The sequence below is a fragment of the Acinetobacter sp. FL genome, from assembly GCF_040744925.1.
Lineage (GTDB): Bacteria > Pseudomonadota > Gammaproteobacteria > Pseudomonadales > Moraxellaceae > Acinetobacter > Acinetobacter radioresistens.
The window spans coordinates 2190517-2206909 of sequence record NZ_CP160437.1 but is presented as its reverse complement, the minus strand read 5'-3'; the positions used below and the strand labels follow the sequence as shown (position 1 = coordinate 2206909).

The 16393-nt window shown below is 37.0% G+C and carries 12 protein-coding genes and 3 pseudogenes; 10 read left to right on the top strand and 5 right to left on the bottom strand.

Annotated elements, in window-relative coordinates:
- The first annotated feature begins 141 nt into the window (after positions 1-141).
- From ABZP31_RS10270 to ABZP31_RS10260, 3 genes are all read left to right on the top strand, one after another.
- Positions 142-1299, top strand: coding sequence for an iron-containing alcohol dehydrogenase (locus tag ABZP31_RS10270; RefSeq protein WP_005015408.1), 1158 nt, complete (start codon positions 142-144; stop codon positions 1297-1299).
- A 75-nt stretch (positions 1300-1374) separates the two neighbouring features.
- Positions 1375-2052 (top strand): type 1 glutamine amidotransferase domain-containing protein, encoded by a 678-nt coding sequence (locus tag ABZP31_RS10265; protein WP_005015403.1) that lies wholly within the window; start codon positions 1375-1377, stop codon positions 2050-2052.
- A 203-nt stretch (positions 2053-2255) separates the two neighbouring features.
- Complete coding sequence (locus ABZP31_RS10260) at positions 2256-3383, top strand: alkene reductase (RefSeq protein WP_005015400.1); 1128 nt, start codon at positions 2256-2258, stop codon at positions 3381-3383.
- A gap of 83 nt (positions 3384-3466) precedes the next feature.
- Here the strand turns inward: ABZP31_RS10260 and ABZP31_RS10255 are convergent, their stop codons facing one another.
- Together ABZP31_RS10255 and ABZP31_RS10250 are read right to left on the bottom strand one after the other, a co-directional pair.
- Positions 3467-3697 carry a hypothetical protein gene (locus tag ABZP31_RS10255; protein WP_005015399.1) on the bottom strand — a complete coding sequence of 77 codons (231 nt, stop codon included), beginning with the start codon at positions 3695-3697 and terminating at the stop codon, positions 3467-3469.
- 106 nt (positions 3698-3803) lie between these two features.
- Complete coding sequence (locus ABZP31_RS10250; protein ID WP_004281836.1) at positions 3804-4412, bottom strand: TetR/AcrR family transcriptional regulator; 609 nt, start codon at positions 4410-4412, stop codon at positions 3804-3806.
- 143 nt (positions 4413-4555) lie between these two features.
- Between ABZP31_RS10250 and ABZP31_RS10245 the strand changes: the two genes are divergently transcribed.
- Complete coding sequence (locus ABZP31_RS10245) at positions 4556-5575, top strand: NADP-dependent oxidoreductase (protein ID WP_005015397.1); 1020 nt, start codon at positions 4556-4558, stop codon at positions 5573-5575.
- A 16-nt stretch (positions 5576-5591) separates the two neighbouring features.
- Positions 5592-6230, top strand: a complete 639-nt coding sequence (locus ABZP31_RS10240) for a glutathione S-transferase family protein (RefSeq protein ID WP_005015392.1) — start codon at positions 5592-5594, stop codon at positions 6228-6230.
- 416 nt (positions 6231-6646) lie between these two features.
- Here the strand turns inward: ABZP31_RS10240 and ABZP31_RS10235 are convergent, their stop codons facing one another.
- Together ABZP31_RS10235 and ABZP31_RS10230 are read right to left on the bottom strand one after the other, a co-directional pair.
- Positions 6647-7078, bottom strand: coding sequence for a PPC domain-containing protein (locus ABZP31_RS10235; protein ID WP_005015390.1), 432 nt, complete (start codon positions 7076-7078; stop codon positions 6647-6649).
- 279 nt (positions 7079-7357) lie between these two features.
- Positions 7358-8412 (bottom strand): annotated as a pseudogene (locus ABZP31_RS10230) (IS3 family transposase).
- 328 nt (positions 8413-8740) lie between these two features.
- On the opposite strand from ABZP31_RS10230, the gene ABZP31_RS10225 reads away from it, so the two are divergent.
- The 5 genes and pseudogenes from ABZP31_RS10225 to ABZP31_RS10205 form a co-directional block, all read left to right on the top strand.
- Complete coding sequence (locus tag ABZP31_RS10225) at positions 8741-11290, top strand: EAL domain-containing protein (protein ID WP_005015369.1); 2550 nt, start codon at positions 8741-8743, stop codon at positions 11288-11290.
- 100 nt (positions 11291-11390) lie between these two features.
- Positions 11391-12950, top strand: a complete 1560-nt coding sequence (locus ABZP31_RS10220) for a sensor domain-containing diguanylate cyclase (RefSeq protein ID WP_005015367.1) — start codon at positions 11391-11393, stop codon at positions 12948-12950.
- 771 nt (positions 12951-13721) lie between these two features.
- Positions 13722-13781: a hypothetical protein gene (locus ABZP31_RS10215; protein WP_228127190.1), complete on the top strand. Its 60-nt coding sequence runs from the start codon at positions 13722-13724 to the stop codon at positions 13779-13781.
- Positions 13778-14050, top strand: a complete 273-nt coding sequence (locus tag ABZP31_RS10210) for a hypothetical protein (protein WP_005015366.1) — start codon at positions 13778-13780, stop codon at positions 14048-14050. The genes ABZP31_RS10215 and ABZP31_RS10210 overlap by 4 nt, the downstream gene beginning before the upstream one ends.
- Before the next feature lie 51 nt (positions 14051-14101).
- Positions 14102-14213: pseudogene (locus tag ABZP31_RS10205) on the top strand (Fic family protein); the annotation flags it as partial.
- Between the two features lie 963 nt (positions 14214-15176).
- Here the strand turns inward: ABZP31_RS10205 and ABZP31_RS10200 are convergent.
- A pseudogene (locus tag ABZP31_RS10200) lies at positions 15177-16309 on the bottom strand (OprD family outer membrane porin).
- Between the last annotated feature and the right edge of the window lie 84 nt (positions 16310-16393).

Below are 16393 nucleotides of genomic sequence, written 5' to 3'. Positions count from 1 at the left end.
AAATAGACGACTGGTCTATTTTTATGTATAGTTAGCAAATAGTGCATTCAAAAGCCGCAGTATTGTCCAATTTTTTAAAGTTTATTTGATGAATAACGGTGGTTTTTCAAATCAATTAACTGATTATCCTAGGATAAAAATATGCTGAATTTTAACTTTTATAATCCGACCCGCATTATTTTTGGTGGCGATACAATAGCTAAAATCAATGACTATGTGCCTACAGAAGCAAAAGTATTAATGTTGTTTGGCGGTGAAAGTGCACGTAAGAATGGTACTTTAGCTGAAGTGCGTGAAGGATTAGGTGCAAGAGAAATTCATGAATTTGGCGGAATTGAGCCGAATCCGAGTTATGAAACCCTCATGAAAGCTGTAGAGCTGATTCGAGAACAAAAGATTGATTTCTTGATGGCTGTCGGTGGTGGATCGGTAATTGATGGTACTAAATTTATTGCAGCAGCAGTCAATTATACAGGGGATACATGGGAGATTTTAGAAACCCATGGTACTAAAATTACTCAAGCTTTGCCTTTTGCGAGTGTACTCACCCTTCCGGCAACTGGTTCAGAAATGAATAGCGGTGGGGTAGTCACCAGAAAATCGACCCAAGCCAAATTGTCATTTAGCAGCCCCTTTGTTTTTCCGCAATTTTCCGTACTCGATCCGAATAAAACTTTTAGCTTGCCGACGCGCCAATTAGCAAATGGCGTAGTCGATGCATTTGTTCATGTCATGGAACAGTACTTAACTTACCCTGTCAATGCACAAGTACAAGATCGTTTTGCCGAAGGTCTATTGCAAACTCTGATTGAGATTGGACCGAAAATCTTGGACGATTCAGCAGATTATGACACGCGTGCGAATTTGATGTGGGCTGCTAGCATGGCACTGAATGGGCTAATTGGAGCTGGTGTACCACAAGATTGGTCAACCCATTTGATTGGGCATGAGCTCACGGCTTTACATGGTATTGATCATGCTCGTACCTTGGCCATTGTGTTGCCGGCCAATCTACAAGTGCGTCGTCAAGAGAAGCGAGAAAAATTACTACAGTATGCAGCTCAAGTCTGGCAGATTGTCGAAGGTGATGAAGAACAACGTATTGATACTGCTATTGCTCGTACTCGAGCCTTCTTTGAGCAACTTGGATTGCCGACTCGTCTTAGCGATTATGGACTGGGGGAGACAGATATTGAGATCATCATTACGCAACTTAAATCACATAATCTTACACAGCTAGGCGAACATAAAAATGTTTCATTAGAGCTCAGTCGCCAAATTCTCGAGATGAGCATCTAAGCTAAATGCGCGTATCTGGCATGCTCTGACCCTGTAACAATGCTCCTCAATCATGAAAATTATCGGAGAAATAACATGAAAATTTTAATCGTTTTAACCTCACATAATCAACTTGGCAATACTGGTAAGAAAACAGGTTTTTGGTTAGAGGAACTTGCTGCACCGTATTACACCTTTATTGACTCTGGTGCTGAAGTTACGCTGGCGTCGCCTCAAGGTGGGCAGCCACCACTAGATCCGAAAAGTAATTTAGCCGATGCTCAAACTGAAACCACTCATCGTTTTGAAGCAGATCCAACTGCAATGCAAGCATTAACACAGACGCATAAACTTAGCGAAATTTCTGTAGCTGATTATGATGCAGTGTTTTATCCAGGCGGGCATGGCCCATTGTGGGATTTAGCAGAAGATCCGATTTCAATTTCTCTGATTGAACAGGCGATTCAGTCTGGCAAACCTGTTGCAGCAGTGTGTCATGCCCCGGGTGTTCTTCGTCATGTGAAAGCGAGTAATGGAGCGCCTTTAGTTAGCGGTAAATTAGTGACTGGTTTCACCAATACTGAGGAGGCCGCTGTAGGTTTGACTGAAATTGTACCATTTTTAGTCGAAGACATGCTTAAACAAAACGGTGGTCATTATTCTAAAGTGGATGATTGGCAAGTATATGTTCAAGTAGATGGCTTGCTGGTTACTGGACAAAATCCAGCCTCTTCTGCTGCAACCGCTACAGCATTACTTCAATTGTTGAAATAAAGAGTAGCTAGTGTGTGTTGTGGTGCTTAGCAGTGAATAAAACTTCTGACTCTGAGCAACTGGCGCAATAAGCAAAATAACCCTCATTTAATGGTGAAGGGCCTGAGTGAATAGCTTTACTTCCTTTATTTTTCTATATACAGGAAGGAAGGGTATTTTTTTAATTTAGATCAATTAAGTCATGATGACTTGGATACAATGAAATGAAAGACAGCAAACTTTTTCAAAACTTAAGCTTAGGCCCTTATGTTTTGCGAAACCATATTGTATTGCCACCATTAACGCGGTCGCGCAGTACTCAGCCAGGGAATATTCCAAATGAATTAATGGCAACCTATTATCAACAGCGTGCCGGGGCAGGATTTATGGTCACCGAAGGTACGCAAATCGAGCCACGTGGTCAAGGCTATGCTTGGACTCCTGGTATTTACAGCCCTGAACAGATTGCTGGATGGCGTAAAGTGACGGAAGCAGTGCATGCTAAAGGAGGCATTATTTTTGCACAACTTTGGCATGTTGGGCGTGTTTCACATACATCTTTGCAACCCAATCATGCATCACCGGTCGCACCCTCGGCTATTAGGGCTGATAGTAACGTTAAAGTGTTTATTGAGACCGGGCCCAATGCAGGGGCCTTGGCTGATCCTTCAATGCCACGTGCTTTAAGCAATGCAGAAGTTAAAGAATTAGTGCAACTCTATGCTCAAGCAGCACGCAATGCCTTGGCTGCTGGTTTTGATGGGGTTGAAATTCATTGTGCAAATGGTTATTTGGTGAATCAATTTATCTCTGCACATAGTAACCACCGTGAAGATGAATATGGTGGATCACTAAACAATCGTTTGCGTTTTTTACGTGAAGTAGTAGAGGCAGTTGCTGAGGTGGTTGGTGCAGATCGTTTAGGAGTGCGTTTTGCCCCGCTATTTGAAAGTACAGAGGAAGATCGTGTTTACATAGGGTTGGTTGAAGATGATCCACATGTGACTTATATTGAAGCCATAAAAATACTTGAAGAAGTTGGGATTGCCTATTTATCGATTGCAGAAGCTGATTGGGATAATGCACCAGAACTTCCTCATGATTTTCGTAGAGATGTCAGAGACACTTTCAGTGGTCGGATTATTTATGCAGGTCGATATACGGCAGAAAGAGGGACTCGAATTTTAGAGGCAGGACTGGCCGATTTAATTGCATTTGGACGCCCATTTATTGCGAATCCAGATTTACCCGATCGCATCGCCAATGGCTGGCCATTGAATGCAGTAGATGCAAGCACTATGTATGGTGGGACGGAAAAAGGCTATATTGATTATCCAGCTTACGCAGATTAATCTCGACTAAGTGAGTTATTTTGCCAACCTTTGTGGTTGGCAAAATAAGGGCTTAGGATTGCTGTTGCCAGCACAATTTCTTGTTAAAACAAATTCTTAAAATTTTTTAGCTGTGTAATGAGCCAACCTGCCAGTGGGAAAGAAATCAGTTGCGTTACTGGCACAAATACTATGACTTCAATCAACACCATCATCGGGAAACTTTGATGCTGAGTAATTGGCTTTAATAAAGTGAGTACCAGTAATAGCGTGGGATATAAGCCTAAATATTCGACTAAAATACGAGTCATGAGGGCTTTAGAAGGAGAATTCATTGTGCGCTATACTCATGGATTGTAAATCGATCTAATAGCAATACATGAATAAGTAATCATTGGACTGCTATCATGAAAAGTTAATTATGTAGTTGATATTTAATTTTTATGAATCTTCACTTTTTAATAGAAATTTAGTTGCTCTCAGAGCTTGATGTAATGGTGTTTTATCTTTTTGCAACTTACTCAGTAATGCTGCACCTAACCACATTTGGTAAAGTACTTGTGCCAACGTCGAGGCCTCAGTATCTGCTTGGATAGACTGATCCTGTTTTCCCAAATCAATTAAAGCAGCAATCCGTTGGATTACATCATCGACGCCAGCGGACATAATGGAGCGCATATCTTCAGATAGATCGGCAACTTCTGCGGCAAGTTTCACAATTAAACAGCTATCCGCCCAACCACACTGTGTTTCAGGATCTTCTATCCATAAATTAAAATACTCAATCAGCTTTTGATAAGGGGATTTATCGCTACGCCATACATCATTTAAACGGACTTGGTAATTATCTACATAATGCTGTACCAATTCACATCCGAAAGCTTCCTTGGATTGGAAATAATGATAAAACGAGCCTTTAGGGATTTCACAGCTCTGTAAAATTTCCTGTAATCCTACGCCAGTAAAACCTTTATGCAAAATCAGGTCTGAACTGGTGTTAAGAATGTGTAAGCGCTTCGCTTCAGACTTTTTAATAGGAGTAGGCTTCATATTAATTATTTACTCTATTATAAAAAATAGACCAGTCGTATTGTTTTTTATTATAACTCATCTACAATGGATGTAAAGAAATTTTAATCATAATTTTTGATTATGAAGAGAAATACTTTTAAATAAAACATGGAGTTATATGTGTGAAAACAGTTATTAATCAACGCATCGTTTTAGCTAAACGGCCAGTGGGTGAGCCAAAACACAGCGATTTTCGTATTGAGCAAGTTGAGCTCAATGAACTTAAACAAGGCGAGATATTGTTAAAAACCATTTACTTGTCACTCGATCCTTATATGCGTGGTCGCATGAGTGATGCTCCTTCATATGCAGCACCGGTTGAAATTGGTGAAGTGATGGTCGGTGGAACAGTCAGTCAAGTGGTGGCCTCTAAAAACCCAAAATTCAAAGAAGGCGAGTGGGTTCTTTCAGGAAATGGCTGGCAGGGCTACGCAATTTCTAATGGGACTGCATGTCAAAGCTTAGGTATGCAACCTGAACATCCATCTTGGGCATTGGGTATTTTGGGAATGCCAGGATTTACTGCTTATATGGGGCTGTTGGACATTGGTCAGCCTAAAGCCGGTGAAACTTTAGTCGTTGCAGCTGCAACGGGACCTGTTGGTGCTACGGTTGGACAGATTGGCAAACTTAAAGGTTGTCGCGTGGTTGGCATCGCAGGTGAGCCTGAAAAATGCCGTTATGCTGTAGAAGAACTAGGCTTCGATGCTTGTATCAATCATCATGATGAAAATTTTGCAGAGCAATTACAACAAGCAGCTCCCAACGGTATTGATATTTATTATGAGAATGTGGGGGGTAAAGTGTTTGATGCGGTATGGCCATTGCTTAACTCTGCGGCACGTGTACCGGTGTGTGGTGTGGTTTCCCAGTATAACGCTACCGAGCAAGCACAAGGGCCAGACCGTTTACCGGGCTTTATTTCCACCCTTTTAAAAAAGCGTATTCGCATGCAAGGCTTTATTATTTTTGATGATTATGGCAGTCAGTATCCGGAATTCTATCAGCAAATGTCTGAATGGTTGAAAGACGGAAAAATCAAATATAAAGAGCATATGGTGCAAGGTTTAGATAACACGATCAATGCTTTCAATGGTATGTTGAAAGGCGAAAACTTTGGCAAAGTGGTTGTAAAAATCTAAAAAAATAGGAATTATCATGATCACACTACATCATTTAGATCAATCACGTTCTTTTCGCATTTTGTGGTTACTTGAAGAAATCAAGCAGCCCTATGAGCTGAAACGCTATTATCGTGACTCAAACACGCATTTGGCCCCTGACTCTTTAAAAACCATTCATCCTTTAGGGAAATCTCCAGTATTGGAATGGGATGGCAAAGTTATTGCAGAGTCAGGCGCAATCGTTGAGTTATTAATTCAGAAACTTGCGCCGGATTTAGCACCAGATATGGATGAACCTACCTATGTCGATTATCTACAGTGGATTCATTTCTCAGAAAGCTCTGCCATGCTGCCATTTTTGTTAAAAACGTTTAATGCGATAGAAACCAAGCAGGGCACGAAGTTGGTATTTCTAGAAAATTATACTCAAGTTGAGTTCGATAAAGTATTTGGCCATTTAAATGAATATTTAAAAGATAAAGAATTTCTAGTGGCAGACCGTTTAACCGGTGCTGACTTTATGATGGGCTTTGGACTACATGCTTTAGTTTATCATATGGGACAAGGTGGAAATTATCCCCATATCCAACGTTATGTAGCAGGTTTAAGCCAACTACCTAGCTGGCAAGCCGCAGTACAAATTGAACAAAATGGTGTGAAAAGTCAAAAATAGCAAGATTGTTTTTTTTTAAGGCAATTGAGAAAAAGAATCGTCATTGACAAGTACATCTAGTTATAAAATAAGCTGACACTTTTTTAAAGTAAACGCCTAATGAATTTCATCGGGCGTTCTCTATTTTAAAGATAAGGAATTACCATTATTTATGACAAGTTTCGCCTATTCTTCCCCTTCAAATTCCTATCAAAAGAGTTTGAATATCTCGACGGTTACGTTGAAAGATATAATCAACTTTTGAAAAAAAGAAACGTGACTAACGCACAGCAAGATTAAATTATTCCTCGGGTTATTAAACAAGTAATCTATATCATTTTAATAACATAAAAACATATGCGTAAAAATCACGCTCCGTTTAACTGGCAATAGTTTTTGAACCCTTGTATAAAAGTTTAAACGAATCTAGCAAGTCTTTATTTAATGTTAATACTCATCCAGTATTGAGGTTTTTTATCTTTTCTTGCCTGTGATCTAGGTTGTAATACTCTAATTTCATACTCACCTGAAGCAGGTAAAATATAAATACCATTATCATCAAGCTCTGGAGAATATTCTCCAAGATTGATGGAGTCTTTTAATTGATTACCCCATAAGTAAGTTTCAACATTTCCTCCAGTCAACCTCACTTTTAACTTTTGCCCTTTTTTAGCATAAAATTTGTAGGAATCATACTTGTATCCATCTATCCTTCCGTAATAATTTGCAGAGTAAGCTTTTTTTGCAAACTTAACTACAACAGTCTTTCGTATATCATTGTTATCATTTGCAAGTACGGCAGGGCTAAGCATAGTTAAAGTTAGTGCCATAAAAGCACCAGCTAGTAATTTCGTATTCGCTATTTTCATAAGGTTACCTTAATTCTTGTATCGCCCCTGACATAGTAACATAAGTAATAAGTAACCATGAATCATGGAACAGAAATGTGAATAGTCACCAAAATTCTATACACACATGGCTTGGTTGCATAAATCTACCTCTTAAGGCTTATTCAGCAATATAATTCTCAGATGAATAAGCCTACACCTAAAATTTACCGTACAACAAATTGGTCATCTAATGTGGTTCCGTTAATTAGACCACTCAATTCAGTTTTATAAGTGATAAATCCGCTCTAAATATTTAAATTATGCTGCCATTACTTTTAGTAAATGTTGATCATAAAATTCATTCGGTGTTGCCTTATTCAAACTTGAATGAGGATGTATCATGTTATAAAAATCCAAATATTCAGCAATTGATTGTTTCGCTTGTTTAACCGTATCGTAAGCCTTCAAATAGACTTCCTCATGCTTCACGCTGCGCCATAAACGCTCAATCATCACATTATCCATTCATCGTCCTTGGTCTGTATTAAAGACTTCAGGACAACCATATTTCACAATTGCTTCTTGCAACGCATCTATGCAAAAGTCTGTTTCCATACTGATCGATACACGATGAGCCAGTACTTTACGACTATGCCAATCTATAATTGCACACAGATAGACAAAGCCTTTAGCCATAAGAATGTACGTGATATCTGTATACCAGACTTGATTAGAGTGATCTATGACCATGTTTTTCAAAAGATATGGGAAAATACGGTATGCAAGATTAGGCTTACTGGTATTGGGTTTTGGATACAAGGAATGTATTCCCATCAAGCGCATTAAATGTCGGACTTTACGCAGACCTATTTGATGTCCTTGACGCTGTAGCATATCTAGTATCATTCGACTGCCCATAAATGGGTAGTCGAGATGAATTTCATCGATCAGACGCATCAAACTCTAATCAGTTGATGAAATCTCTTTGGGCTTGTAATACAACGTACTGCGATTGATTTGAATCAATTGCGATTGTTGTCGTACCGAAAGTTGATGGGTCTTATCGATCATTTTTTGCCGCTCAGCTGCCCTATTTTTCTGAGCGCACCTTCTAAAAAATCAATTTGCAATGCCTGATGTCCTATCTTGGCATGTAAAGCTTTGAGGTCAATCTCTGGTTCTTGTTGTGCTGTTGGTCGTGAAAAAATATTGACTGATTGCTCAAGCAGTTGATTTTGCCAATCAATTATTTGGTTTTGATGTAAATCGAATTGAGTAGAAAGTTCAGCGAGTGTGTGGTCGCCTTTAATTGCTGCGAGAGCAACTTTAACTTTAAACTCTGCTGAATGATTACGACTTTTTCTTCGTGTCATGGTTGACTCCAAAAACAAGCATTTCCCATGCTCATTGGGGAGTAGATTATCACTTATAGGCGTGGTCTAAAATCCTAGACCCACATCACAACAAAGCTTATTTCTTTCCCTAGCTCAACCATGCCAAGTATAAACTTTAATAAAAAAGATTACTTTTCACTTATGAAAGAGACCTAATCGATATTCTATAAAAATGTTATAGTCATAAGGAAAGACTAATGTTTCTTGTTAAGGGAGCAGTCATAAATGGAAAATATACAAACTTTTATAATAATGAAGCCAAGAATAGACCAAGGATTGAATAGAGGTTAAGCGAGGGTAGGAGCAAATGAGAGAGAGTTATGATACGTATCATATTTTTAGTCTTATAGGGCAGCACGCTGAATTAGAACCCATTCTAAATGCAATTTCTGGGTGGCTTGAATCCCATATTCCAGATGCCTTAGTTACGATCATGCTTTATTCTGAACATGACCAAACTTTAAAGCTTATCAGTGGTAAACAACATTTCTCAAATCAATACTGTAAAGCCGTCAATAATTTAAAAATTGGTCCTCAGCGCGGTGCTTGTGGAACAGCTGCATTTTTACGTAAGTTGGTCATTAGTCAGGATCTGATGGAAGATCCGAATTGGGCAGCTTATCGTGCATTAGTAAAGGCAGAGCAGCTTTCAAGTTGCTGGTCTATGCCTATTATTAATGCAAGAAATATTTTATATGGAACTTTTGGGACTTATTACCGAACTCCCAAAAAACCGACGAAACATAATATTCGTCTTTTAGAACAGGCCGCCTCTTTAGTTGCATTAGCGATTGAGCTTGATGATGAACGCCAACAAAAAATAGCCATAAATGAAAAATATAGTTCTTTTTACAATTATCATCCAGATGTAATTCTTGAACTTGATCTGCAAGGATACGTTCTTAATACCAATATTGCTTGTCGTGAAATTACGGGTTTTTCACAAGAGCAAATACAGGGGAAACACTATTGGACATTAATACCAGATGAATATCATGAATTAGTTGATGCTGCATTTAAATCTGCTCTACTGGGGAAATCTCAACATTATGAAATTCCCGTTTACAATGTGATAGAGAAAATTATATGGCTTGATATTATCAATTTACCAATAATTCAAAATCAAAAGGTTACAGGTGTATTTACGATAGCACGTGACATTAGTGTAAATCGGAAAAATAAGGAGAGCTTACGTCTTTTAAAGCGTGGAGTTGATGCAAGTCCGAGTGGGATGTTTATCACGGATGCCTCTGAAAACATGGTGATCAGCTTTGTTAATCCTGCTTTTCTTAAACAAGTTGGTTATACAGAAGAGGAAGTCATAGGTCGTAATTATAATTTTTTACAGGGCCGAGATACTAATCTAGAGCAGCTTGCTTTGTTTAAGCAAGCGGTAAAGGAGCAGAAAGATGTTCAGATAACGTTAAAAAATTATTGTAGGGATGGGAGCTGGTTCTGGAATAGATTAATGTTGGGGCCAATTTTGGATCAAGATGGCAAATGTACTCATTTTCTTGGAATTCAGGAAGACATTACTCAGCAACGTATCCATGAAGAATATATTGAATATCAAAATACTCACGATCAATTAACAGGCTTACTGAATCAAATAAATTTTGAAAAAGTCCTAGAGCAAACTTTCGAAAAACAAAAGCTTCTAACTTTACTTTATATTGATCTTGATGACTTTAGTTCGATGAATGATAGTTTAGGTTACTACGTTGGTAATAAAGTTATTAAAAATATAGCGAGCCGACTAAAAGATTTTTTAAAACCTGATGAGGTTTTGAGTAGGTATGCCGAAGATGAATTTGTATTATTGATCAAAGGCCAACATGATCATAAAAAAATAACCACAAGAGCTGCAAACATTCTTGATTTGATTTCAGAGCCGTTTCAAGTCGATGACCATACACTCCATCTAAGCGCAAGTATAGGTATCGTCATAAATAACAGTTTTATACAATGTGCTTCAGAGCTTTTATATCGGTCTACTTTGGCTATGAGAGAAGCAAAGAGACAAGGCCGTAATACTTGGCATTGTTATGAAGAAAGCAATAAAATTTCACCCAATTTAGATTATGCTCATCTGCGTTTAGAACTTATGGAAGCAGTAAAAAAGAAGCAGTTTACACTATTCTATCAACCGTTAATCAAACCATTAACAGGCGTGGTTCAGGGAGTAGAAGCGCTGATTCGTTGGTATCATCCCGAACGGGGTTATATTTTTCCAGATTTTTTTATTCCTTTAGCTGAAAGAACAGGACAAATTGTAAATATTGGACAGTGGGTTTTAGAAACAGCATGTTTAGATATCGCTAAATGGAATAAGGCGCATGATAGTCAGCTCACAGTTTCAGTTAATATTTCTCCTTTGCAGTTTGGACGTGCTGGATTTCTTGAGGAACTCCAAAAAGCGCTAAAAATAAGTCAATTACCAGCTGAGCTGCTTAAAATTGAAATTACCGAAGGCGTTATTATTAGTGGTGCGGACAGGGCAATTGAAATTCTAAAATCAATTCGTGCTTTAGGAGTGCATGTGGTCATTGATGACTTCGGCACTGGTTATTCGAGCCTTAGCTATCTACGACTACTACCGATTACTCAAATCAAACTGGATCGAAGTTTTATTGTGAATCTGACAATTAGTGTTCAAGATGCTGCAATTGTTCGGTCGATAATTTTTCTAGCCCATCAGCTGAATTTAGAGGTCGTAGCGGAAGGTGTTGAAACACTAGAACAAGCTAGTCTGCTCTATCAACAAGATTGTGATTTATTTCAAGGCTATTTTTATGCACGGCCTGCCCCAATAAGTGACTTGAATTCGAAATTTTTGCCGTTGGAAAGTTTAAGTTAACGTAATTAATCTTTGTAAATTGTAATAAAAATCTAATTGTAACTTTAATTCTATGTTAAAAGTGTAATAGAACTAATAAATTGTGGCTAATTAATTAAAAATGGAAATATTTAAAATTAATTTAAATTTAAGAAAATTAATACTTTTTTTAGCGATTTTTTCGGTATTAAGTCTTTTTATTATTAGCTCAGTAATTAGCTATTATATAGTAAGAAATCAGCTTATAAATAATTCATTAGCACTTAATTCCGAACACGCAAACAAGATTGCAATAATTATAGATAATCACTTTAAGAATATACTGATCGAACTTGGATACAGCGCAAAGATTTTAGGGAAAAAATTTGATGATAATGAGATCCGAGAAACAGAAGTACAGAGATTAAAAATGCAATCTGATTACTACAATAGCGTGGTTGTCAGTGATTCAGAGGGTAGATTGATTAATTATTCACCAAATATATTGAATATTGATAAAAATAAAGTACAAACTACGTTAGGAATTAGTAATTCAATAAAGGAAAAAAAACCATATATATCATCGCCATATCTTTCTGTTAAAAAGAATATGATTGTTTTTATTTCATATCCGATATTCGATGAAAAAAAGCGCTACAGAGGGTTTGTTGGATCTGCGATATATTTAAAAGAAAAAAATGTAATTAATCAACTTTTATCAACGAATGAAACATATCGAAAAAGTTACATGTATGTAATTGATAAAAATGATAAAATTATATTTCATCCTGATCATGAAAGAATCGGTGAGATAATCAAAAATAACACTGGTTTAGATTATATAAAAAAACAAAATTCAGGGAAAATTCGTCTTATCAACAGTAGAGGTGTTGATAATCTTGCTGGATTCTCACATGTAAAAACGACGAATTGGATAATTGTCTCCCAGCAACCCACAAAGCAATTATTAAAACAAGCGAATTCGATTATTTATAAAGTATCAGCGGGAATCTTTATATTTTATTTACTAATTTTTTATGTTGTTTGGAAGTGTTCTTTTTTTATAGCATCTCCTCTGCATAAGCTTGCAAATATGGCAAGCTCTTTATATCAGCCTGAAGCAAGTAGGGAAATTAAAAATATTAACCCATGGTATTATGAAATCGTTAAATTTAAACGTGCTCTTTTATTGAGTGTTCATCACTTTTCAAAAAAAATGACTGAGATGGATTATTTCATTAATACGGATCCTCTTACTGGTTTGATGAATCGTAGAGGGATGCATTTGTCTATAGATCAGAAAATAGCTTTGAAAATCCCCTTTTCAATATTATTAATAGATATAGATTTCTTCAAGAGAGTAAATGATACATATGGACATGCTGAAGGTGATTTAGTACTGAAAAATATTGCAGAAATGATGCAAAAGAACTTTCGGAAAGATGATGTTTGTTGTCGCTATGGTGGTGAAGAATTTATTGTTATTGTACCTGATGTTAGCCAGCAAGACGTTTATGAAAGTGCTGAAAGATTTAGAAGAGAAGTGGAAGCGCAATCGATAGAAAAGGTTGGATCGATTACAGTCTCTATAGGTATCGCTTCTTGGCCTGAAGCTTCTGAAGATATTTCAGAAGTATTTATTCTGGCTGATAAGAATCTTTATGAGGCTAAAAACAGTGGACGAAACTGTGTAAGATTATAATTTATATGATTTTATTGAGAAAGTATTTCACCGTTAAATCTACTCTAAGTTGGTCAGATTTAGTAGTAACTTGGGTATGAGGTCTACTAATAATTGGATGAATTTTATACTGCATTTTTTACAAGATAAAAAAAAGCCTATAATCCGCCTATATTTTAATTTAGTGCGTCGTATTTCATATTACACGGGGGCATGGAAAAGATTATTGTTTCGGCAGTTTTAGGTTTTTTTTGGTATCCGCCATGGATCAAGTTGAAGCAAAATGACACAAAGAGCATTATGAGCAAAACATAAACGGCGCATCAATGATTCATCTAAAGGATATGCCACAACACTTGGTTGATGGAGGGCTTATTTCATTCGTGACCAGCGCCGTAAGATTCACAACATCGAAACCAATTTAAATGGTGATTAATCATGTCATGTAAATCATGTGAAGAACGTCGACAGAAACTAAAGGCAATGTATGAGCAGTCGATAGAATCCATCACAAAAGTAATTACTTACCTTACCAACAAAGGTGGTAAAACAGAACAATCACCTGCAAGTGCAGACGAACCTGAACAACGAATTATTGTTAACACTCGAAGAGCAGGAAGAGCCAAACAGCCATGAGTATATGAATCAGTAACCATGCCAAAGCTACAACGATTGCAGAGCAGACTTGATGCCATATACTAGACTTGCCAGCATTCCCGCCTTATTACCACACAACTAGAACTAGAGCATATTGTTAATGTTGCTTAGAGTGTTACCGATGATGAATCTAACCTGCAATCGTTGTGTCCGCCGTGCCACAAAGATAAAACCTTAAAGGAGAGTTGGCAGTGAGTCATGAAGAACTACTAGAGCAAATTGAATCAGCGGCTAACTTTGTGCGAGGTATACAGTTTGATCAACGCTTGCTAAACGATGCTCGAGAAGCTTTACGAGAACGTGTGATGGAACTAGATGATTTTGTGGATAATTATTCCAATGAAAATGCATCAAAATGGTGCATAAAAACCAGCAGGCAGGGGGGCGGTCAAAAGTTCAAAACCTTTTGCCCTCGGACTCCCCCACTGACGTATAAAAAATTTTCCATTTCGCAAATATGTTAAAGGAGTGCATATGGCTTTAACAGCAAAAAAAGAAGGCATTTGCCCAAGCTAGAGCTGATGGCTCTTTTAGATTTGTCCCACCGAGCAACTTTCCAAAAAAAATTATTTAACTCCGGTAGTAGAAGCAGGTGTGGTTGAACGCATTCTTTCTGATAAGCCTTAGAGTCCTAAGCAAAAATACAAAGTAAAAATTGAGTTATAATGGGGTTAAGGTGATTATTTGTACTATAAGAAAATAATTAAAATGATATAAAATTGTAATTATTTTCAAATATAGAGTTCTGCTATAATGCCCTACTCCATTTCAAATCCGTGCATTGGGATGTGAACAAGATTTATAAGTGATTCAATACACTAAATCTGATGTGGGTCAAAATTGGGTCAATGAATTTTTTTATTCAATGAAATGTCTTAAGAATTAATGTTTTGGGTTTTGAGTTCAATTGACGCCACCTCAATTGGTGGAACGCCATTTTGGCGAATTAACATTTGCAATGCTGAAACAATATCTACAAAAAAATCATTCAACTTAATGGGGGAGTAACTCAATAAACCCATATCTTAAACTCTTCGCTACGACGGTATTGTTATTTCTTTAACGATCATTACAAAATTAAAAATTATTATTTCTTTTTTACTGGTGATGTAGTTATAAGTTGACTAAAAGGCTATTCACTACATCTTCTAGGAGAGTTTTATTTGAAATGTTTTTGTTTAGGGTGCGTAAATCGTAGTAACCAGCTAAAAAACTTTGAGCCATTTCAAGGGCTGAAGCTTTGATATTGAATTCCCTATGTACTTGTCCCTCGATGAATAGTGCGATGAAAGATTTCTCTAAACGTTGTCGATATTATTTATTCAGACTTGCGATGACCGGCTATTTATCTCCTATTTCTAAATCGCAGAATAAGACTATTGCTTCGTGCTTTTCTGATTGTGAAAGATCCTCGACAATCTCCCAAAGCAAGAGGTGTCATAATCGAGCGATACTGAGAAATAGTTTTTTAATTTAATAGTTTTAATTCGATAGCAAATTTTTCTCTTACGAAATAATCGGGCTAAAAGCCCGATTTATATATTTCTCAAAGAAAGTATATTGGAACTTGAAATAATAATTTTTCGTAGCTTAAAATTTAAAAGAGTATGTCGTAAAAAATCTATTCTCTGTGTAATCACCTTGAATATCATTTTTATAATTCAAATTCAGCCACTGAAAACCTAACCCTTTTAATTTACCCTCAGTAATTCTATAGTTCGCAATAAAATCAAACTCACTTTCGTCATATCCTTTTTGGCCATTAATTGCATAGTTTTGTCCATCAACATAGCGTGCCAATAGGTTTAAACCTGGAACTAACCAACTGGCATCATGATTAAAAGTGAAATGATAGGAAAGTTCATTTGCTTTATTAAAAGTTCCCTGAGTCCAATTGACATAACTTAAAACTGGAACAGCACCATCTAACATCGGGAAATTACTCTTCCCTTGAATTTTTTGGAGACCTAAACCAATAGTATTTGGCCCATAACCAAATTCTTGCATCAAGCCAAAGTACTGGTTATCAATATAACCAAGTAGTTCATCACCTGTTTCTTCTGTATAATAATACCTAAATTTAGTATTCAACCGAAATTGGTCAATACTATTTTTATAGTCTAGACCGATAGAATATTGATTATATAAATCTTCTAATTCACTCACAAAGATTTGAGTCTGTAATTTACGATCAAAAGCTTTATGCTTTAAATCAATATAAGTTAAGCCATCAGATTCTTTTTTATTGACAGAAAGTTTTCTAAACTCTTCTTCATTTCGTGGCGAGTATTTATCTAAATAGCCCACATCCAGTTTTACCTGCTCATTCAACTGGCCTGAATATAATAAACCTTGATAAATTGTAATCAATTGTCGACTGTAATCTGTTGTTGCGAGAGGCGTGTCTACCCATTGTTCCCCCAACTTAACTGATGCTGCTTATACTTCGCTCCAATCGAACCTGCAATTTTATTGTAATTTGAAGCCTGCTCCTTTGTAACAGGATCAAACGGTAAAATCATATCATTGAGATGCTTATCATCACTTAAACGTTGCGCGTATTGAACGGAACCTGTAAACGTTAAAGCAAAATCTTGTGTTAGTTCATGCTCCCCCTTGGCACGGGCGATAATGCCTTGACTCCAACTCCCGACTGAGGGTTTGGTAGCGTCATCAAAATCCCGATCTGCGTATAAGTTTTTTAACGTGACATCAATGCTCATCTCTTTTGCATAGGCGCAGTTCACCACTGCTGCCATTGCTATAAGCAATGGCACAGCCATTATGTTTCTCTTCATGTTTTAATC

Coding starts and splice junctions, on each gene's coding strand:
- ABZP31_RS10220 (WP_005015367.1), top strand. CDS start 11,391: ATGGAAATATTTAAAATTAATTTAAATTTAAGAAAATTAATACTTTTT.
- ABZP31_RS10225 (WP_005015369.1), top strand. CDS start 8,741: ATGAGAGAGAGTTATGATACGTATCATATTTTTAGTCTTATAGGGCAG.
- ABZP31_RS10235 (WP_005015390.1), bottom strand. CDS start 7,078: ATGAAAATAGCGAATACGAAATTACTAGCTGGTGCTTTTATGGCACTA.
- ABZP31_RS10250 (WP_004281836.1), bottom strand. CDS start 4,412: ATGAAGCCTACTCCTATTAAAAAGTCTGAAGCGAAGCGCTTACACATT.
- ABZP31_RS10260 (WP_005015400.1), top strand. CDS start 2,256: ATGAAAGACAGCAAACTTTTTCAAAACTTAAGCTTAGGCCCTTATGTT.
- ABZP31_RS10270 (WP_005015408.1), top strand. CDS start 142: ATGCTGAATTTTAACTTTTATAATCCGACCCGCATTATTTTTGGTGGC.
- ABZP31_RS10255 (WP_005015399.1), bottom strand. CDS start 3,697: ATGAATTCTCCTTCTAAAGCCCTCATGACTCGTATTTTAGTCGAATAT.
- ABZP31_RS10240 (WP_005015392.1), top strand. CDS start 5,592: ATGATCACACTACATCATTTAGATCAATCACGTTCTTTTCGCATTTTG.
- ABZP31_RS10265 (WP_005015403.1), top strand. CDS start 1,375: ATGAAAATTTTAATCGTTTTAACCTCACATAATCAACTTGGCAATACT.